This is a genomic window from Ornithinimicrobium sp., from assembly GCF_030537745.1.
In the GTDB taxonomy this organism is placed as follows: Bacteria; Actinomycetota; Actinomycetes; order Actinomycetales; family Dermatophilaceae; genus Ornithinicoccus.
In genome coordinates this window covers 44679-63310 of sequence record NZ_JAUNVI010000003.1, presented here as the reverse complement: position 1 = coordinate 63310, position 18632 = coordinate 44679, and the positions used below count along the sequence as shown (strand labels likewise).

At 68.4% G+C, this 18632-nt stretch carries 17 protein-coding genes; 11 read left to right on the top strand and 6 right to left on the bottom strand.

Annotated features, from left to right (window positions below):
* Positions 1-8: 8 nt before the first annotated feature.
* A complete protein-coding gene (locus tag Q4P07_RS01375) occupies positions 9-1004 on the bottom strand; it encodes an SIS domain-containing protein (protein ID WP_303373088.1) in 996 nt (331 codons plus the stop codon).
* A 125-nt stretch (positions 1005-1129) separates the two neighbouring features.
* Here Q4P07_RS01375 and Q4P07_RS01370 point away from each other — a divergent pair, with 125 nt between their 5' ends.
* Entirely contained in the window at positions 1130-2215 is a 1086-nt protein-coding gene (locus Q4P07_RS01370) for a LacI family DNA-binding transcriptional regulator (RefSeq protein WP_303373087.1), read from the top strand.
* A gap of 18 nt (positions 2216-2233) precedes the next feature.
* Here the strand turns inward: Q4P07_RS01370 and Q4P07_RS01365 are convergent, their stop codons facing one another.
* Positions 2234-2665: a phosphomannose isomerase type II C-terminal cupin domain gene (locus tag Q4P07_RS01365; RefSeq protein ID WP_303373086.1), complete on the bottom strand. Its 432-nt coding sequence runs from the start codon at positions 2663-2665 to the stop codon at positions 2234-2236.
* Positions 2666-2866: 201 nt separating this feature from the next.
* Between Q4P07_RS01365 and Q4P07_RS01360 the strand changes: the two genes are divergently transcribed.
* The 3 genes from Q4P07_RS01360 (at position 2867) to Q4P07_RS01350 (ending at position 6978) form a co-directional block, all read left to right on the top strand.
* The gene (locus tag Q4P07_RS01360; RefSeq protein WP_303373085.1) at positions 2867-4117 is read left to right on the top strand and encodes an LssY C-terminal domain-containing protein; all 1251 of its coding nucleotides are present in this window, start codon (positions 2867-2869) and stop codon (positions 4115-4117) included.
* A gap of 115 nt (positions 4118-4232) precedes the next feature.
* Positions 4233-6167, top strand: coding sequence for a heavy metal translocating P-type ATPase (locus Q4P07_RS01355; RefSeq protein ID WP_303373084.1), 1935 nt, complete (start codon positions 4233-4235; stop codon positions 6165-6167).
* A 118-nt stretch (positions 6168-6285) separates the two neighbouring features.
* Positions 6286-6978: a hypothetical protein gene (locus tag Q4P07_RS01350; RefSeq protein ID WP_303373083.1), complete on the top strand. Its 693-nt coding sequence runs from the start codon at positions 6286-6288 to the stop codon at positions 6976-6978.
* 76 nt (positions 6979-7054) lie between these two features.
* Here Q4P07_RS01350 and Q4P07_RS01345 read toward each other — a convergent pair whose 3' ends face one another.
* The gene (locus Q4P07_RS01345; RefSeq protein WP_303373082.1) at positions 7055-7609 is read right to left on the bottom strand and encodes a DUF421 domain-containing protein; all 555 of its coding nucleotides are present in this window, start codon (positions 7607-7609) and stop codon (positions 7055-7057) included.
* Positions 7610-7664: 55 nt separating this feature from the next.
* Positions 7665-8843 (bottom strand): NAD(P)/FAD-dependent oxidoreductase, encoded by a 1179-nt coding sequence (locus Q4P07_RS01340; RefSeq protein WP_303373081.1) that lies wholly within the window; start codon positions 8841-8843, stop codon positions 7665-7667.
* A 108-nt stretch (positions 8844-8951) separates the two neighbouring features.
* Between Q4P07_RS01340 and Q4P07_RS01335 the strand changes: the two genes are divergently transcribed.
* Positions 8952-9821: an oxygenase MpaB family protein gene (locus tag Q4P07_RS01335; RefSeq protein ID WP_303373080.1), complete on the top strand. Its 870-nt coding sequence runs from the start codon at positions 8952-8954 to the stop codon at positions 9819-9821.
* A 5-nt stretch (positions 9822-9826) separates the two neighbouring features.
* Here Q4P07_RS01335 and Q4P07_RS01330 read toward each other — a convergent pair whose 3' ends face one another.
* Positions 9827-10237, bottom strand: coding sequence for a MauE/DoxX family redox-associated membrane protein (locus tag Q4P07_RS01330; RefSeq protein ID WP_303373079.1), 411 nt, complete (start codon positions 10235-10237; stop codon positions 9827-9829).
* Between the two features lie 96 nt (positions 10238-10333).
* On the opposite strand from Q4P07_RS01330, the gene Q4P07_RS01325 reads away from it, so the two are divergent.
* The 6 genes from Q4P07_RS01325 (at position 10334) to Q4P07_RS01300 (ending at position 15958) form a co-directional block, all read left to right on the top strand.
* The gene (locus tag Q4P07_RS01325; protein WP_368660235.1) at positions 10334-11782 is read left to right on the top strand and encodes a phytoene desaturase family protein; all 1449 of its coding nucleotides are present in this window, start codon (positions 10334-10336) and stop codon (positions 11780-11782) included.
* 59 nt (positions 11783-11841) lie between these two features.
* Positions 11842-12282, top strand: a complete 441-nt coding sequence (locus tag Q4P07_RS01320; protein WP_303373078.1) for an SRPBCC family protein — start codon at positions 11842-11844, stop codon at positions 12280-12282.
* A gap of 203 nt (positions 12283-12485) precedes the next feature.
* A complete protein-coding gene (locus Q4P07_RS01315) occupies positions 12486-13292 on the top strand; it encodes a UbiA family prenyltransferase (protein WP_303373077.1) in 807 nt (268 codons plus the stop codon).
* A 25-nt stretch (positions 13293-13317) separates the two neighbouring features.
* Positions 13318-14379, top strand: a complete 1062-nt coding sequence (locus Q4P07_RS01310) for a type III polyketide synthase (protein WP_303373076.1) — start codon at positions 13318-13320, stop codon at positions 14377-14379.
* Between the two features lie 12 nt (positions 14380-14391).
* Positions 14392-14928 carry an isoprenylcysteine carboxyl methyltransferase family protein gene (locus Q4P07_RS01305; protein WP_303373121.1) on the top strand — a complete coding sequence of 179 codons (537 nt, stop codon included), beginning with the start codon at positions 14392-14394 and terminating at the stop codon, positions 14926-14928.
* Positions 14921-15958, top strand: coding sequence for an NAD(P)/FAD-dependent oxidoreductase (locus Q4P07_RS01300; RefSeq protein WP_303373075.1), 1038 nt, complete (start codon positions 14921-14923; stop codon positions 15956-15958). Before Q4P07_RS01305 ends, Q4P07_RS01300 begins: the two co-directional genes overlap by 8 nt.
* 123 nt (positions 15959-16081) lie before the next feature.
* Here the strand turns inward: Q4P07_RS01300 and Q4P07_RS01295 are convergent, their stop codons facing one another.
* A complete protein-coding gene (locus Q4P07_RS01295) occupies positions 16082-18553 on the bottom strand; it encodes a DNA topoisomerase (ATP-hydrolyzing) subunit A (protein WP_303373074.1) in 2472 nt (823 codons plus the stop codon).
* Positions 18554-18632 lie beyond the last annotated feature (79 nt).

Here is an 18632-nt window from a genome sequence, read left to right as displayed (position 1 = left end):
AGGGCCTCTCAGTACTCGACTTTGAACATGTACTTGCGCTGCTTGAGGTCGTGGCCGCGCGCCGCCTCGTAGTGCTGCGCGAGACGTGAGCACAGGCCAGCGATCACGAGCGGGGTCAGATCCGCGCGCAACTCGGGGTCTACGCCGTCCAGCTCCAAGCCGGCCGTATCGATGCACTCCGACCGTTTGCCATAGGTGTCGAGGAACGTTTTTGCGCGCTCGGCCAGTGGCCGTGAGTTGTCCTCCGCCATGAGAAGGATGACGGCAGACTCATCGTCGACGACCTCGAACGCCCCCTGAAAGAACTCGCCAGCGTTGAATCCCGCGGCGTGCTTCCACTGCATCTCTTGCAGGTAGCACATGGCCAGGCCGTAAGCCCATGCCTCGTTCGGGCCGGAGCCGAGCACGTAAGTGATCTCGTCGTCCTTGAACTTCTCGGCGATCTGGGCGAGGTGGTCCTCCGACTGCTCGGCGGCGCTGCGGATCGCCTGGGGGAGGGCCGCCAGCGAGGAGGCGATCGCGTCGTCGTTGTCAACCTTCCCGGTGGCCTTGAGCACCGCGTAGGCGAGCATGAGCTCGAAGAAGTCGCTCTTGGCGACGAAGTTGCGGGTGGAGGCCTCGGCCAGTGGGGTGCCCGCCTTGGCCGCGGTGACGACGGTGGCGCCTGCGTCCTTGGCGGTCTTGGCCGCCGCCACGGTCTCTTTCGTCGTGCCGGTGTAGGAAGCCAGCACCACCAGGGAACCGGGGCCCATCGCTGCTGGCGGGGCGGTGTTGAACTCGTCGGACTGCGCCTGGAACGCCGGGGTGTCGCCGCGCTGGGTCAGGACGTAGTGGCCCGGGTAGCTGCAGATGAGGGAGCCACCGGCCCCGACGAAGTAGACGTTGCGCAGCCCTCCCTCGACGAGTGATTTGACGTATGCATCGAGCTCTTCGCGAAGCGCGACGGTCGCCTGTGCGCGTTCGAGGTCCTCGGGGTCGATGGGCTTGACTGGCTGCGCTGCCATGTAGGTTCTCCTTGGTATGAGAGCGATCTCAACGATGTTGGTGAGAACGATCTCAGAGTGGATCTTCTGCGTCAAGGGGTACGGTGAGAAAAGTTTTGGCCGAGTTCGTCGACAGGAGGGCAAAGATGACCTCGACCGCCAAGCGAGGTGGGTCGACCACGGTCACCGACGTCGCCCGGGTCGCGGGGGTTTCACGAGCCACGGCAGCGCGCGCGCTCGGTGGCTATGGCTCCGTGAGCGCCGCCTCGGCAGAGGCGGTGCGGGCTGCTGCCGAGGCCCTGGGCTACCGAGTCAACAGGGTGGCACGGAGCATGATCACCGGCCGGACCCGCACCATCGGTGTCGTGCTCTCCGACATCGAGAACGACTTCTTCGTCCGCGCGCTGCGCGGCATCTCCCACGTGGCGCGAGAGCGTGGCTATGACGTCCTGCTCGCCAACACGGATGAGGACGTGGACCTGGAGCGGGATGCTGTCGAGGTGATGCGCGGCCGCCGTGTCGAGGGATTGGTGGTCTGCCCGGCCGACGTGGACGACGCTGCGCACCTGCTCGCCGCCGTTGACTCGGGGGCCTCGCTCGTGCTCCTCGACCGAACCGTCGCCGGCCTCTCGGTGCAGAGCGTCGGGATCGACAACCGACAGGCCGGTTACGACGCAACGAAGTTCTTACTGGACGCGGGGCATACCCGCATCGCGATCCTGTCCGGGGTCAAGCCGGAGATCATGAGGCGTGCGCTTGCGCACGCCCCCGACCAGCCCCAGTTAGGAGAGACGCCTGCGGAGGGGCGCGTCGTCGGTCATTACCGAGCTTTGCTCGAAGCCGGGGTGCAGCCTGACGAGCTCCTGCAGGTGCCCGCGGAGTTCCACCGGATCGCTGCTTCCGAGGCCGTCACCAAACTGTTGGAGTCCGGCGCCGATCCGACCGCGATCCTGACGTCGGACTCTATACAAACGCTGGGCGCCTTGCACGCCATTCGCGCTGCCGGCTACGTCATGCCGGACGATATCTCGCTCCTGGGGTTCGACGACTCGGAGTGGGCCCCCGTCGTTCAGCCGCCCATCACTGTCATCGAGCAGCCGGCCTATGAGATCGGCACCCGCGCAGCAGAATCGCTCATCAACAGGATCGAGGGCGAGGCCGGGTCACCGGAGGTGATCCTCCTACCGACCACGCTCATCGAGCGAGGATCTGTGGTCGTTCCCCGCGCGTAACACCCGGCCGTGCAAGGGTTAGGAACGGCTGTAGTCGTCCTCGATGCGGACGATGTCCTCCTCGTCGAACTGGCCAAAAGCGACCTCCAGGACCAGCCCCTCCTTGTCGCTCACACCCTCAAGCCGGTGGAGGGTGCCCTGCGGGATCCAGATCAATTCGCCGACCTGTGCCTCCCACGTCTCCTCACCGACAGTGACCAGGACGGGTCCGTGGACCACCTGCCACATCTCGCTTCGGGCCCGATGCCACTGCAAAGAAAGCCGGTGTCCTGGCTTGACCAGCATGGTTTTCACGGTCGCGTGCTGGTCCGTGACGAACTGCTGAAACTGCCCCCAGGGCCGCTCGACGACGAAAACGTCGTCACGGCGGTCTCGTTGCAGATCGGTGGCTGGGCTGGCGTCCGGCTGGCGCCTCGGCGAAGACCCGTTGACCGGTGGGATAGGACTCACGACGACCACGCTCCTTGTGCGCCGCCGCGCCGATACCCTCGGCACGTGGCTCAGATCTCTAGCTGGCTGGGGACGGTCACGGCGAAGGCCCAGCCACTGGCTGCCCATCATGTCATGGGCTGTCCTCGCGCGGAGCCGGCCTCTTCCTGTGCTGCAGCCACCTACAGCCGGTCCGACGGGTGATGCTGACAGACTGCGGCCATGTCAGGAACTGCTGATCGAGAGGCATTGCCGGAGAAGGTCTTCGACACCCCGGTGACCCGGCAGGCGAAAATCCGAATCTACGACAGGGTCTTCTTCTTCCTCGGCACGCTCGGCGCGGTGTGGCTGGCGATCGTGCTGGCCGTCCTCACCCCGAGGCTGAGCTGGGTCAGCGTGCTGGCTTTGGTCCTGATGTGGGGGGTCCTGGCCTACCTCGCGCTGCCGCGGCTCAACCGGATGATGGCCGCGATCTATGTTCCGGACTACTTCATTGGCCGCACCCGGACCAGTGACGGACTGCTTGGAGACCCTCTCAACCTGGCCGTCCGAGGCACGGGGGAGCAGTTGGCGACCGTGATGCACCAGGCCGGCTGGATCCTGGCGGACCCGGTGACGTTGCAAAGCTCGATCGCGATCGTCCGATCCACCCTGACCCGACGTAGCTATCCCACGGCGCCAGTCAGTCCACTGCTGCTTTTTGATCGCAGCCAGGACGCTGCCTACCAGCAGGAGGTGGAGGGCAACCCCGCACAACGGCACCATGTCCGGTTCTGGCGGACGCCGGAGGGCTGGCCGCTGCCCGGCGGCGCCCACGTGGACTGGCTTGCTGGCGGCACCTACGACCGTCGGGTGGGGCTGTCGCTGTTCACCCTCCAGATCACCCACAAGATCGACGCCGACATCGATGTGGAGCGGGACTTCATCATCGAGACGGTCACGCGCGCCGAACCGGCCGTCACGGTCGATGTGCTGCGCGACTTCACCACCAGTTACCACTCCCGCAACGGGGGCGGTGACAGCGTGCACACCGACGGCGACCTGCCGATCCTCGACGTCACCGCGGTCGTGCCCGACCCAGCCGCCCCTGACCTTCGGCCAGGACCGCCGAGCGGCGTGCCGCTCCAGGTCTGGCTGCCTGCGCTGATCAACCTGGTCGTGGTCCCCTTCGTCGCGTGGTCGACGCTTCGGACGAGGTGGCAGATCGACGCCGACCACACCCTCGCCGCCACGACACTGGTCGGATCCCTCGTCATCGCGGTGATGTCGTTCACGATGTATGCGCGCAGTGCTCTGGCCCGGCGGGTGCTGCTTGCGGTGGCCGCGTTCGTGGGACTGACGCACCTCGGTGGTCTCGTCTACGACTCCACCGTCCTGCAGTCGGGGCACGCGCTGGGCGCCATGGTCGCGATCTTGGTGCTGGTGGCGCTGTCCTCGCCCAAGGCCACTGACTGGACCACTCGAGGATCGTGACCCCAGGACGCGGGGTGATGAGCTCGCACGGTGCCCCCAAGTGAGCGTTCGGAAGGGGGTTGAGGATAGCCTCGCCTGTCTGGAAATTGTGGCCACGACGCGATATGGCTAGGGCATGGGCAAGATCGTGAGGGTCCTGAAAAAGTATCCGCTGGTCGGCTTGACGCTGTTCGTCGGCGCAGTGGTGCTGACCCTGCTCTGGCTGGGCCACGGCGGCCCAGCGCAATGGATCGCGACTGGTTACGTCGGCGCCATCATCGTCATGACGGCGATCGACATGGCCCGCGACATCCTGCGAGGACATTGGGGCCTGGACATCCTGGCCGTGATCGCCATGGTCGCCACGCTCGCGGTCGGGGAGTATGTTGCGGCGCTGATCATCGTGCTCATGCTCACCGGTGGCGAGGCGCTGGAGATGTATGCAGCGAGCCGGGCTCGTGCTGAGCTGACCTCGCTGCTCGACCGGGCACCGCGGACCGCACGCCGGATCCGTCCCGGGCAGGGCGGCGATGACCAGATGGAGGACATCGGTGTGGCCGAGGTCCAGGCCGGGGACGTCCTCCTGGTGCGACCCTCCGAGGTGGTCCCTGTCGATGGCGACTTGCTCGACGCCGCGGGAGTCTTTGACGAGTCGTCCTTGACCGGCGAGAGCCTGCCGGTGGAACGGGTCTGTGGCGATCCCCTGATGAGTGGCTCGGTCAACGGTCAGCGCGCGGTGCGGATGCGTGCGACGGCTTGTGCCGCAGACTCGCAGTATCAACAGATCCTCGCGCTCGTCGCCGACGCCGAGGACGCCAAAGCGCCGACGGTCCGGTTGGCGGACCGGTTTGCGGTGCCCTTCACCATCGTCTCCCTGCTCATCGCCGGGATCGCCTGGTGGGCCTCCGGTGACCCGGTGCGTTTCGCTGAGGTTCTGGTCCTGGCGACACCTTGCCCGCTGTTGATCGCTGCGCCGGTCTCGTTCATGGGTGGCATGAGCCGCTCGGCGCGCTCGGGCGTGATCGTCAAGGGCGGGGCGACGTTGGAGTCACTGGCGCGTGCCACATCAGTCGCGTTCGACAAGACGGGCACGCTCAGCCACGGTCGTCCTGAGTTGACTCAGGTCCGCACTGCAAACGGCTTCTGCGCCGATGAGGTGCTGCGCTTGGCGGCATCCGCGGAGCAGTTCTCCTCGCACGTGCTGGCCGCGGGCGTGATGCGGGCCGCTGCGGAGCGTGGGCTGGCGTTGGCTCCGGGCGTCGAGGCCAGCGAGTTCGCTACCAGCGGCGTCGAGGCTCAGATCGAGGGTCGCCGGGTGCGCGTGGGCAAACTCAGCTTTGTGCAGGAGGTCGACGGGTCGGCCCGGTTCCACGAGTTGGAGGCCGGTCACACGGCCGTTGCGGTCGCGATCGACGGGCGCTTCGCCGGCACGCTCGTGCTGCGAGACACGTTGCGCGAGAACGCGGCCGCGACGGTGCGCGTGTTGCGTGACTGGGGGATCCACCACGTGGTGATGCTCACTGGAGACAACGAGGCGACCGCCGTTTCGCTGGCTGGTGCGGCTGGAATCGAGGAGGTGCACGCCGGACTGCTCCCGCAGGACAAGGTGCGCCTGGTCAGAGAGCTCGAGCCACTCGTGGTCATGGTCGGCGACGGTGTCAACGACGCTCCCGTGCTGGCGGCCGCCGATGTCGGCATCGCGATGGGTGCGCGTGGGTCAACGGCGGCCAGCGAGTCAGCCGACGTCGTGATCTTGACCGATGACATCGGCAAGGTCGCCCAGGCGCTGGAGATCGGTCGGGACACTTACCGGGTGGCGTTGACCGCCATCTGGATCGGGGTGCTGCTCAGCCTCGGCCTGATGATGGTCGCGGCGTTCGGTTACATCCCCGCTGTCGCCGGTGCGCTGACGCAGGAGCTCGTGGACCTGGCCGCGATCCTCTATGCGCTCCGTGCGCTGAGCGGGCGCACCAGCAACCCCGAGCTGGCCCTGCCCACGTCCGGTCGGGCAGGCACGGTGAGTGCTTCGACGCCCGAGCCGGGTCCGCAGGTGGGTGCCACCGCGCGGTGAGCAGGTGGCCGCGCCCAAGTGGTCGCTTGAAGGCGGGCTGAATGACGCGTCGCGCCGTGCAGGACTGGTAGAGGACCGTTGGACCGTGGGGATACTCTCCCGGTGGAGGTGTTGCGCGGTGTGGGTCCGCTACCTGGGGTTTGTCCTGCTGGTCGTGCTCGTCGCGGCGATCGTGCTCGGCGCCCTGCGCGCACAGGAAAAGCTCGCCGGCCGGTGGTCCAGGGCTGATGCCCCCGCCGCGCGGCATGACGACGCGGTCAAGGCCGCGCGGCGCCGGCTCAAGGCGGCCCAACGCGACCACGCCCAGCTCGTCCGTCGTGCGGAGCGGGCCGTCGCCAAGGTCGCCAAGGACCCTGTGATCGCGAAGGTGGGGCGGGCCACGCTCAAGCAGCTGAGCATCTGCGTGCAGGGCAAGGAGCACGCGCTGTCCCCCACCACGACCTTTTCCCTCGAGGTCGTCGGTGCGGTGGAGTCCGTCTTGAAGAACAATCAGATCACCAAGATCGATCAGCGTGAGGTCTATCTGACCGTCACCGATCGGGCCTGGGCAGATGTCGTCAAGCTCGCCGGCTCCGACCTCGAGGGGGCACGCCGACTGGTGGTCGCCGGCCAGGCTGCGGTGCGCAATCTTGACCAGGCTCGGTCGGAGCGGGACCGGCGAGGTGCGGTTGCGCAGGCTGAGCTCGACCGGATCAGGGCGGACACGGGTGAGATTGCTGCCGCCCGGTTGACGCTCGAGGACTTAGAGGGCTCACCCCCTCGGCGGATCGACCTACCTCCGCCACCAGAAGAGACTGACCCCGAGAGTTGACGAGGGCGCACCCGCCGGCGGCCAGCGAGCAGCGGCCAGCCGGCTCGTGAGGCTCAGTCGGTGAGAGGTGGGTGGCTCAGTCGGTGAGCAGGTCGGCGGGCATCCGCTCCGCCGAGCGCACCCGTCGCAACATCTCCTTTTCGATCAGCACACCGCGCTTGAGCACGCTGAGCTCCCCGGTGGGCTCGAGGATCACCGCCGCAACCTCGTCGTGCGCGCGGATACCTGACCGGCGAAGCTGCGAGCGCACCTGAGCCACCGTGACGTGGCACCGGTGCATCTCCTCGGCCACGAACTGGTCGCCGGCCATAAGCAGCACCGGTCGGTTGTTGACCATCCGCTCCATCAAGCTGTTCTTGGTGATCTGACCGATGCTGGCCTCCAGCGCCAGCAACGTCACCATAGCGACGAGGCCCCCGGCCAGGGTCGGGATGTGCCCGAGGATGGCTCGGCCGATCACCGCTCCGAAGACGATAACCACCAGCAGATCGAAGCCGGAGAGCCTGGCGAGCACCCGCTGGCCCAGGAGCCGGCTGAGAAAGATGAAGGAGGCATAGAGCAGAACGGTGGAGATAACGACGGCCAGGGCCGCCAGCGGTGGTATCCCGAGGTAGTACCAAAGATCCTGCATAACGCACATCGTCCCTCAAGTGAACCTCGGTCGTCGGCACCTCGCTCCGGAATGCTCAGACTCGGCCCTTGAGCAGGGCCCGGTAGTAGATGACGGGCTCGACGTAGCGGTCGAACGCCCAGAGCGCGCGGCGTGGAACGGTGAGGTCGATCCAGCTGACGGAGGGCGCAGGAGTCCCATCTCGGTCAAACTCTGCGAGTAGCAGGCGTCGCCGGTCGACCGTGATCGGGATGATGGTGTATCCGTCGTAGGAGCGAAGGGGTTGGGACAGGCGGCTCGCCCGGATATTGGCGGCTAACACCTCGACCTGGCGTCGCAGCGCACCGCCGGAGGGTCGGGTCGCCACCGCAGCGACGTCGCCCAGACTCCAGACCCGCGGCAGGCGCCGGTGCGCGAGCGTGGTGGGATCGATGTCGACGAGCCCGCCGGTGCCCTCACCCGCCAGCGGAGCGAGCCAAGCCGGGGCGCGGTAGCGCGGCACGACGAAGGCGCGTTGCACGTCCGCGAGGACCTGGTCTGCGTCATTGGTGCGCAGCGTCACGGTCCGCTCACGATGGTCCATGGAGGCCACCGTGGCGCCGTGATGAACGGTGATCCCGAACCCACGCAGGATCGGCTCAAGACGCCGATCGGCAAAGGGGATGTCCAGGACGGAGCGATAAGGAGTGAGGAGGTGGACCTCGATCTTGTCCAGCACACCCTGCTCGCGCCAGTAGTCGCACGCGAGAAAGAGGGGCTTGAGAGCGGTGCCGCCGCAGGGTGACGGCTCCGGAGGGATGGTGAAGACCGCCCGGCCGCGCGTCATCCCCCGGATGGCCTCCCAGGTGTCCTCGGCGAGCGAGCTCAGGTGCGCGTTAGCCGACCACCCGGCCTCCATCGCTTCAGCCAGGCCGGGCGTGGCATCGAGGTCCGGCTCCAGGCCGGAAGCGATGACGAGGTCCCGGTAACCGATGTGCTCACCGCTGTCGAGCTCCACCTCGCAGTCGTGGGCGTGGATGGCCACAGCCCGGTCCGGCAACCACTCACAGCCACCGGGGACGACGGAGGCCGTCGGCCGGGTCAGGCGGGACATGGAGGCCTGCCCGCCCGCGACGTAGTTGAGCAGCGGGCGGTAGCGATGCACAGGGTCCGGTGAGACGACGGCGACGTCCCGAGCGCCCAGGCGGCGCAGCCGGCCTGCCAGGGAGATCCCGGCGTTGCCGCCTCCCACGATGACGACGTCATGAACTGCCATAGTGCTCTCCATTCTCGAGGGCTTCGCGTTGGGCTGACTGTATGTCGTCAGGGTGCCGCACGCCTGTCGGAAGCGTCGTCCGGTCTCACTTATGTATAAACTTTGTCCATGCTTAGTTCACCTGCCCGTCGGCTGCAGCGCGTGCTCGGTCACTCCTTGCGCAGCCGAGTCGCCGGCGAGGATGCTGCCGACCAGGCGCGCATCATCTGGGACACCCCGGGTCAGCGATGGTTCACCCCGCAGGATCCCGTGTGGAGGGTCCATGCTGACGCAGCCATGTTTCCCGGTGGGGTCGCTGCCTTGCTCCTCCAGATGGTGCACCCGATGGCCATGGCCGGGGTCGCCGGCCACTCCGGCTACCGCGGTGACCCGTGGGGCAGGTTGCAGCGCACCAGCACCTACCTCGCTGCCACCACCTTCGGCACCATCGATCATGCCCTCGGCACCATCGCGCAGGTTCGCGGGATTCACGCCCGCGTCCGTGGCAAGGACGTCTTCAGCCGCCCGTATCGCGCCGATGACCCTCACCTCCTGATGTGGGTGCACCTCGCGCAAACCGCCTCATTCCTGCGCGCCTACCAGGCTTACGCCGCTACGCCTCTGGTCCCCGACGAGGCGGATCAGTACGTCGCTCAAGCCGGTGTCCCCGCCGCTCACCTCGGGGTGGTGGACCCACCCACGACCGTGCGCGGTCTGGAGGACGCGCTGGCGGACTACCGGTCCGAGCTCGAGTCGACCGAACCGGCGCGCGACGCGTGCCGCTTCCTGCTCGTGGAGCCGCCGCTGCCCCCCGGCGCGCGGCTCGGCTACTGGGCGATAGCTGCCGGCGGTGTCGCTCTGCTGGAGCCATGGACCCGAGACATGCTCGACCTGCCGCGCTCGGATCGCCTTGCCCATCGGCTGCTAGCGCCGATCGGGCGGGCCAGCACCGGCACCGTGCGGTGGGCGATGGCTGGGGTGGAGCGGGACGCCGCCTGAGCGGCTCAGGCCTCCCGGCGCCCACGCCTGCCGGAGCGCAGCCACCCTCCGCCGTAGAGCGCCCACAGCACGAGGACCGGTTGAAAGAACAGCCGTGCCAGCCGTTTGCCGTCGGTGTCAAGACCGAACGCGTCGACGCCCTCGACGTATTGCCCCACGTTGCCGGGGAAGATCGCCACGAAGAACGCCGCGAGCAAGAGGCCGATGGTCCTCTGGTGGCCAGGTAGCGCGAGGAAAGCGGCGCCGAGCGTGATCTCCAGGACTCCTGACCCGAGCACAGTGAGGTCTTCGGGCAGCGGGAACCACTGCGGCACCTGCGCCTGGAACTCTTCGCGCTGGACAGTCAGATGCGCGGTGCCCGCGCCCACCATCGCCGCCCCGAGCACGACGCGCGCGATAGTGCGCAGGATTGACATGCCGCGAGTCTAGACGGGGCCCGCTTGGCGCGAGCGCAGCCGCCACCGGGGCGCTTCGGCGAGAAGACTAGCGCTGCGATCGCCATACTCGACGGTGTGGGCAATGCAGGCGTGGTCGTGGTGGGAGCCGGTCCCAACGGACTCGCTGCTGCGGTGACTCTGGCCCGGGCGGGCGTTCCGGTCCGGGTTCTCGAGCGCGCCGACACGATCGGCGGGGGAGCGCGGACGTCCGAAGAGACCCTCCCGGGCTACCTGCACGATGTGTGCTCCGCGGTGCACCCGAGCGCGTTTGCCTCCGAGTTCTTCACCCGGTTCGGGCTGCGGGACCGGATCCCGTTCGTCAACCCCGAGGTGGCCTACGCCCACGGTCTGGACGTCGACCGAGCTGTGCTGGCCTGGCGGGACCTGCAGCGGACCGCCGACGGGCTCGGTGCCGACGGCGCGGCGTGGCACTCTCTCTTCGCTCCCTTCGTGCACAGCCCGGCGCTCACGAACGGACTGTTGTCCGACTCACCGCTGCGTCCGCCGCTGATGCCTGTTGGCCTGACGCGCGTCGGCCTGCGCGTCCTTGACCAGGGCAGCGAGCTGTGGAACCGCCGATGGCAGACCGAAGAGGCCCCGGCGCTGCTCACCGGAGTGCTGGCCCACCCGATCCAGACGATGCCGAGCCTGGGGACCTCCGCTGCCGGGCTCGTGCTGGCGGCGATGGCGCACCTGGGCGGCTGGCCTATCCCGGTCGGCGGCAGCCAGTCCATCATCGAAGCCCTCGCCGCAGACGCACGCGCCCACGGTGCGCAGATCGTGACGTCCCACGAGGTGCGCAGCCTGGACGAACTCTCCGATGCCGCGGCCGTCGTGCTCGACACCAGCCCACGGGCCCTCCTGGCCATCGCCGGGGACCGGGTGCCCGCTCGCTACGCCCGACGCCTGCGTCGCTACCGCTACGGCGATGGTGCCGCGAAGGTCGACTACGCCCTGTCCGGGCCGGTGCCGTGGACCAACCCCGACCTGGCGCTCGCCAGCACCGTCCACCTGGGTGGCCCGCGTGGCCAGATGGCTGCCGCCAGTGCCGCTGTCGCGCGTGGAGAGCTGCCGGCCAAGCCCTACGTGATCACTTCCCAGCCCACCACTTTTGATCCCTCCCGTGCCCCCGAGGGACGGCACGTCCTGTGGGCCTACACGCACGTCCCTTCGGGCTCGACGGTCGACCCGACTGAGGCGCTGACCAGGCGCATCGAAGAGTTCGCGCCCGACTTCCGCGACGTGATCATCTCCTCCTCGGCCCGGTCCGCGAGCGACCTGGAGCGCTACAACCCGAACTACATCGGTGGCGACATCTCGTGCGGCAAGGTCGGGGCGCGACAGATCCTCGCCCGCCCGGTGCTGTCGACGGACCCGTGGCGCACGCCGCTCGAGGGGCTCTACTTGTGCTCCTCGGCGACCCCTCCTGGGCCTGGGGTGCATGGCGTCTGCGGTTGGCGCGCAGCGCTGTCCGTGCTGCGGCACGAGTTTGGCATCACCACCAGCCCGGACCTTTCCCCGTGAGCGGGCAGGACCTTCGTTCGCCGACCTCACCCCGCCTACCGCGACGCCAAAGGAGCACCATGTCCGTCAACAGCCGTCTCATTGCCGCGCCGCCGGAGGTCATTTTCGGGGTGCTCGCCAACGGTTGGCTCTATCCGGTCTGGGTGGTCGGCGCCTCCCGCATGCGCGCGGTCGATGACCATTGGCCGGCGCGCGGAGCCAAGATCTACCACTCGGTGGGCATCTGGCCAGCCCTCATCGACGACTCGACGACGCTGCTGGAGTGGGACCCGCCACGCCGTGCCGTGATGCAGGCGAGGCTGTGGCCGGTCGGAGAGGCCACGGTCCGGCTCGACGTCGAGCCGCACGAGGGGGGCGGCGCCATGGTGACGATCACCGAGGAGCCCTCCAGCGGCCCGTTGGCCTGGCTGCCCGGTCCTGCGGCCGAACTGCCGATCAAAGTCCGTAACGTGGAGACACTGCACCGCCTTGCTTACCTGGCGCAGGGGTGGGCGCGGTAGATCTGCTTCGCGCCTCGGCTTTGCCCACTCCGGACGCGGTCTGCCCACATCCGGTGCGTGGCGTCGGAAGAGGCACTGGGGTAGAGCTCGATGTCCTTGCTACGTGATACATCGAGATCTGCCTAGAGTAGCGACATGGTGGTCGGCGCACGGATCGAGATGACCCAGCCGAAACCTCGACATATGTCCCCCGAACGGCTGCGATGACCGTGCCGAGTATCGGCGTTCTCGCGCGATCGGCGCACCCGGGCCCGGCGGCCGCCGTCACCGTGCTCGCGGGCGCACTCGCTGTCTCTGCAGGGCTTCCCGCCGGACGTACGGCGCTGGTCGTGGGGGCAGTGGCGTCCGGACAACTGTCGATTGGTTGGTCCAACGACCTGATCGACCTCGTCCGCGACCGTCAGGTCGGGCGCATCGACAAGCCGCTGGCCACTGGCGAGCTGTCGGCCACGCTGACGCGACGGGCCTGTGTCGCGGCTGTGCTGGCCACGGTGGTGCTCTCCCTCCTGAGCGGGATCGTGGCCGGTCTCATCCACCTTGGCTGCGTCTGCGCAGGGTGGGCGTACAACCTGGGGCTGAAGTCCACGCCGCTGTCCTGGCTGCCCTTCGCGCTGGCATTCGGCGGCCTCCCGGTCTTCGTCGTGATGGCCGAGCCCGGCGCGGGACCACCCGCACTCTGGATGCCGGTCGCTGGCGCGCTGCTGGGGATCGGGGCGCATCTGGTCAACACCCTGCCCGACTTCGCCGGGGACGAGCTGACCGGAGTACGAGGTCTGCCGCACCGGATCGGCGAGCGGGTGACCCGCGTGCTCGCTGTCGCCCTGCTGTGCCTGGCCTCGGGCGTGATCGCCGCAGGATCCGGCTCGATGCCCACGGCGCTGCTGGTCCTCGTGCTGAGCGTGGTCGCCGTCCTCGGCGTGGTGGCGCTGCTCACCGGCGGACGGACGCCGTTCCGGGCTGCGGTAGGGATCGCCCTGGCCGATGCGGTGATGTTGGTGGTGGCACGATGACGCTTTGCCCAGGGGAGCCCACAACGTGAGAATTCTGTCGGTCACGGGCGCACTTGCGCCGCATCGGCACTCGCAGGGCGAGTTGACCGACGCTTTCGCCGGTGTGATCGCGCGAGGTGGTCTGGACGAACGGGTGCTGCGCTCCATCCACGGCAACGCCGGAGTCGCCTACCGGCACCTGGTGCTGCCGATCGGGAAGTACGCCGACTTGGACAGTTTCGACGAGGCCAACGACTTGTTTCTCGAGCATGCCGTCGCGCTGGGCACCCAAGCTCTGGCGGGAGCGCTCCAGGCCGCTGGTCTCACCCCGGGCGATGTCGACCTGATCATCTCCACGACCGTGACCGGGCTCGCCGTGCCCTCCCTCGACGCCAGGATCGCCGCCGCCATCGGACTTCGACCCGACGTGAAGCGGCTGCCTCTGTTTGGACTGGGCTGCGTCGCCGGAGCAGCCGGCGTGGCACGCCTGCACGACTACCTCGTGGGTCATCCGACCTCAGTAGCCGTGCTCGTCGCCGTGGAGCTCTGCTCACTGACCGTCCAGCGCGACGATGTCTCGCTGGCCAATATCGTGGCCAGCGGACTCTTCGCCGACGGGGCGGCAGCGGTCGTGGCCGGTGGAGACGCCACGAGTGGGCTGATCGAGGTGCTCGGCACCAGGAGCCGCCTCTACCCGGACTCGGAGCGGACGATGGGCTTCGACTTCGGCGCCAGCGGTCTGCGGATCGTCCTGGACGCGCAGGTGCCCGCGATCGTGGGGCGCTACATCTGCGAGGACGTCGACGGTTTCCTCCAGGAGCACGGCCTCACCCGCAGCGACGTCGAGTGGTGGGTATGCCACCCCGGCGGCCCGAAGGTGATCGATGCCCTTCGCGACTCTCTTGATCTGAGCGACCATGATCTCGCCCTGACTCGACAGTCCCTGTCTCGGATCGGAAACCTCTCCTCGGCCTCGGTTCTGCACGTCCTCGCGGACACCTTGCGGGAGCGACCACCGCGTCCAGGCTCCTACGGGTTGCTGATGGCGATGGGGCCGGGTTTCTGCTCCGAGCTCGTGCTGCTGCGAGCCGTTGAGGATCGGAAGTAACGCGTGACGAGTCTGGTCGCCTTCGCCATCGTCGTGGCTCTCGTCGCGGTCGAGCGCGTGGCCGAGCTGATCGTCTCGCGCCGCAATGCTGCGTGGAGCTTTGCGCGAGGCGGGCGCGAGACTGGCCAGGGTCATTACCCCGTCATGGTGGTGCTGCATACCGGCTTCCTCGTCGCGATGCTGATCGAGGCATTCGTCCGCCGGCCTGACGTATCACCGACCCTGGCCTGGTCGATGGTGCTGGTGGTGATCGCAGCTCAGGGGCTGCGCTGGTGGTGCATCGCGACGCTTGGACCGCGATGGAACACGCGCGTAATCGTCGTTCCCGACCTGCCGCCGGTGCGCTCGGGGCCCTACCGCTTTCTGTCGCACCCCAACTACGTCGCAGTCGTCCTCGAAGGGGTGGCGCTGCCCTTGATGCACGCCTGCTGGATGACGGCGCTGGCCTTCACCGTCGCGAATGCAGCGCTGCTGACGGTCCGTCTGCGCGTCGAGAACCGTGCGCTCCGCGAGCTCCCGTCCCTGGCACCCCGGCCGGCCGATGCGTGACCTGATCGTCGCCGGTGGTGGACCTGTCGGCCTCGCGACGGCCCTCTACGCCGAGCGGGCAGGGTTGGACGTGGTCGTGCGTGAGCCGCGCCCGGGGATCATCGACAAGGCCTGCGGAGAGGGGCTGATGCCAGGTGCCGTCGCCGATCTGGTCGCGCTGGGGGTCCGGCTCGATGGGCACCCGATCGATGGGATCCGGTATGTCGACGGGCCCCGATCAGCCGAAGCAGTCTTTCGCAACGGCACCGGGATGGGGGTGCGACGCACGACCCTGCACGCGGCCCTGCGGGAGCGCGTCGAGGCCGCCGACATCCCCCAGGTCACCGCGGCCGCGCGCCACATCGTCGACCACGGGGATCACCTCGACGTGGACGGCGAGACAACTCGCTACCTGATCGCCGCTGATGGCCTGCACTCCCGCATCCGTCGCGAGCTAGGGCTTGGCAGGCCAGCTGCCTCGCACCGTCGCTACGGACTCCGTGCTCATGCCGAGCTCCGGCCCTGGACCCGTTTCGTCGAGGTCCACTGGGCCACGTCGGGCGAGGCCTACGTGACACCCGTGGGAGACGGATCCGTGGATATCGCGCTCCTCAGCGCACAGCGCCGCCCGTTTACGGACCTCCTTGGCGACTTTCCGGCCCTGGCCGCCCGCCTCGGCGGACATCCACTCCTGGACGTCCGAGGCGCGGGTCCGTTGCGGCAACGCGCGAAGCGACGCGTGAGCGGACGGACCCTCCTGGTGGGTGATGCCGCAGGCTACGTCGACGCGTTGACCGGTGAAGGGATCGCCCTCGGCCTGGCGCAGGCTCGCGCCGCGGTCTCGGCGATCGTCGACCAGGAGCCGGAACGTTATGAAGCCGACTGGCGCAGGCTGCGCCGTCGCCACGATCTCTTGACTCTCGGCCTGCTCAGCGCCTCTCGAGTCCCGGCCGTCCGTCGCCGGATCGTCTCGTCCGCGCACTACCTTCCGAAAGTGTTCGCGCTGGCTGTCAACCAGCTCGCCCGGCCATCAACGTCTGGGCAGCAGTGAGCGCAGCGAGAGCACCCGCGGCGCTGAGGTGTCGAGTGGTTGGCGCACCGGCGAGGATCGCGGCTACGCGGTGGGCCTGGGCCGCTGGGACGGCCCGGAGCCACCGCACACCGGCAGGCAGGTTCAGCCGACCGCGGCGATCGGTGCCTGTGCGGGGACGCCGGAGCCGTCGCGCTTGTCGTTGGTCTCGGGCAGGTCGACGGGGGCTCCCGAGCCGCTAGCTGCGCGCGGGGGTGCAGCACCGACCCAGGCCAGGATGAGCGCACCCTCGCCCCTGAGCAGACGGTGGCAGCGGACGCCGCCGGTGGCGCGGCCCTTGGGCGGGTAGGCCCACAGGTCGGTGACCTTGACGGTGCCGGGCTCGCTGCCCGGAGCCGAGCCCGCGGCGCCGGCGATGGTGACGACGACATTCTCCACGCCGGCGTCCACCGCGTTGAAGCCGACCACCCTGGCGCCACCGGCCAGCTTGATCCCGGCAATGCCACCGCCGGTCCGGCCCTGCGGCCGCACGAGTGAGGCAGAGAAGCGCAGCAGCTGCGCGTCGTCTGAGGTGAAGACCAGCTCTTCCTCACCGGTCGTCAGCTCGACGGCGCCGACGACCAGGTCGCCCTCCTTGAGGCGGATTATCTCGAACTCGTCCCGGTTGGCCGGGTAGTCGGGGATGACGCGCTTGACCACGCCCTGTGCCGTCCCGAGCGCCAAGCCCTCGCCCTCGCCGGAGAGAGTGCACAACGCGAGCGCCTTCTCATCGGGCGGCAGGTGCAGGTATGCCGAGAGCGGCGCCCCACCGGAAAGCGTCGGCGCGCCTGCGGTCGGGGGGAGGGTGGGCAGTTCGACCACGGACAACTTCAGCACCCGGCCGGCCGTGGTCACGACACCGACCTCACCGCGGGCGGTCGCGAGCACGGTGGAGACGATGACGTCGTGCTTGGCGCGGCGCCCGCCAGAGCCGAGCTCCTCGACGGTCGTGGTCCGCGCCAGCAGCCCGGTCGAGGACAACAGGACGCGGCACGGCTCGTCGGGGACCTCCAGTGGGGTCACGCCGCCCTTGATGGAGGCCGCGTCGACGGCCGACTGCCTGCCCGCGGCGCCATCGCTTTCCAGCAGCACCGTCCGCCGTGGGGTGCCGTGCTCCCGGGCGACCTCGGCGAGTTCGTCAGAGACCATGCGCAGCAGCAGTTGCGGGTCATCCAGGATTGCCTGCAGGGCCTCGATCTCCCGCGCCAGCTCATCGCGCTCGGCCTCCAGCTCCAGACGGGAGAACTTGGTCAAGCGACGCAGCGGGATGTCCAGGATGTGGTTGGCCTGGATCTGCGACAGATCGAACACCTGCATCAGCCGGGTCCGGGCCGTGCCCACGTCGTCGGAGGCGCGGATCAGCTGGATGACCTCGTCGATGTCGAGGATCGCGACGAGCAGTCCCTCGACGATGTGCAGACGGTCCGTCTTCTTGCCCAAGCGGTGCTCGGTCCGGCGGCGCACCACCCCGGTGCGGAAATCGACATACACGCGCAGCAGCTCACGCAGCCCCAGCGTGCGCGGCTGTCCGTCCACGAGCGCGACATTGTTGATCGAGAAGGACTCCTCCAGCGGCGTCAGCTTGTAGAGGCTCTCCAGCACCGCGTCGGGGTTGAAGCCGGTCTTGATCTCGATGACCAGGTGCAGTCCCAACTTGCGGTCGGTGAGGTCAACGATGTCGGAGATGCCCTGCAGCTTCTTACCCAGGACGAGTGCCCTGACCTTCTCGCGAACCTTCTCCGGGCCGACCAGGTAGGGCAGGTCGGTGACGACGATGCCCTTCTTGCGAGCGGTGATGTTTTCGATGCGGGCCGTCGCGCGGGTGCGGAACGACCCACGGCCGGTCTCGTAAGCCTCGCGGATCCCGTCCAGCCCCACGATCCGGCCACCGAGCGGGAGGTCGGGGCCCGGCACGAACCGCATCAGGGCCTCCAGATCGGCATCCGGGTTGGCGATGAGGTGGCGCGCGGCGCCGATGACCTCGACCAGGTTGTGCGGCGCCATGTTGGTCGCCATGCCGACCGCGATCCCCGAGGCGCCGTTGACCAGCAGGTTGGGGAAGGCCGCCGGCAGCACTTCCGGCTGCATGAGTTGCTCGTCGTAGTTGGGGACGAAGTCGACCGTGCTCTCGTCCAGGCCGGTGGTCATCAGGAGGGCGGCCGGTGCCATCCGGGCCTCGGTGTAGCGGCTGGCCGCCGGTCCGTCGTCGAGGGAGCCGAAGTTGCCGTGCCCGTCGACCAGCGGCAGTCGCATCGTAAAGTCCTGCGCCTGCCGGACCATCGCGTCGTAGATCGCGGTGTCGCCGTGCGGGTGGTACTTACCCATGACGTCACCGACGACGCGGGAGCACTTGACGTGGCCGCGGTCAGGACGCAGGCCCATCTCGCTCATCGAAAACAGGATCCGACGCTGCACGGGCTTGAGCCCATCGCGCGCGTCCGGGAGGGCGCGGGAGTAGATGACCGAGTAGGCATACTCCAGAAAGGCTCCCTCCATCTCGTCCTGGACGTCGATCTCGACGATCTTCTCCTCGACGGCGAACAGGTCCGGGTCCTGCGGGCGCTTACGGGGGGCCATGGGTGTGGTGCGGTGCCTCTCGGGTGTGGTCCCGTCCTCAGCTGGGACGGTCGTGCTGGTGCGGACGCCGTTGCTGGCG

Coding starts and splice junctions, on each gene's coding strand:
- Q4P07_RS01335 (WP_303373080.1), top strand. CDS start 8,952: ATGCTTAGTTCACCTGCCCGTCGGCTGCAGCGCGTGCTCGGTCACTCC.
- Q4P07_RS01360 (WP_303373085.1), top strand. CDS start 2,867: ATGTCAGGAACTGCTGATCGAGAGGCATTGCCGGAGAAGGTCTTCGAC.
- Q4P07_RS01320 (WP_303373078.1), top strand. CDS start 11,842: ATGTCCGTCAACAGCCGTCTCATTGCCGCGCCGCCGGAGGTCATTTTC.
- Q4P07_RS01295 (WP_303373074.1), bottom strand. CDS start 18,553: ATGGCCCCCCGTAAGCGCCCGCAGGACCCGGACCTGTTCGCCGTCGAG.
- Q4P07_RS01340 (WP_303373081.1), bottom strand. CDS start 8,843: ATGGCAGTTCATGACGTCGTCATCGTGGGAGGCGGCAACGCCGGGATC.
- Q4P07_RS01345 (WP_303373082.1), bottom strand. CDS start 7,609: ATGCAGGATCTTTGGTACTACCTCGGGATACCACCGCTGGCGGCCCTG.
- Q4P07_RS01375 (WP_303373088.1), bottom strand. CDS start 1,004: ATGGCAGCGCAGCCAGTCAAGCCCATCGACCCCGAGGACCTCGAACGC.
- Q4P07_RS01370 (WP_303373087.1), top strand. CDS start 1,130: ATGACCTCGACCGCCAAGCGAGGTGGGTCGACCACGGTCACCGACGTC.
- Q4P07_RS01315 (WP_303373077.1), top strand. CDS start 12,486: ATGACCGTGCCGAGTATCGGCGTTCTCGCGCGATCGGCGCACCCGGGC.
- Q4P07_RS01330 (WP_303373079.1), bottom strand. CDS start 10,237: ATGTCAATCCTGCGCACTATCGCGCGCGTCGTGCTCGGGGCGGCGATG.
- Q4P07_RS01300 (WP_303373075.1), top strand. CDS start 14,921: ATGCGTGACCTGATCGTCGCCGGTGGTGGACCTGTCGGCCTCGCGACG.
- Q4P07_RS01355 (WP_303373084.1), top strand. CDS start 4,233: ATGGGCAAGATCGTGAGGGTCCTGAAAAAGTATCCGCTGGTCGGCTTG.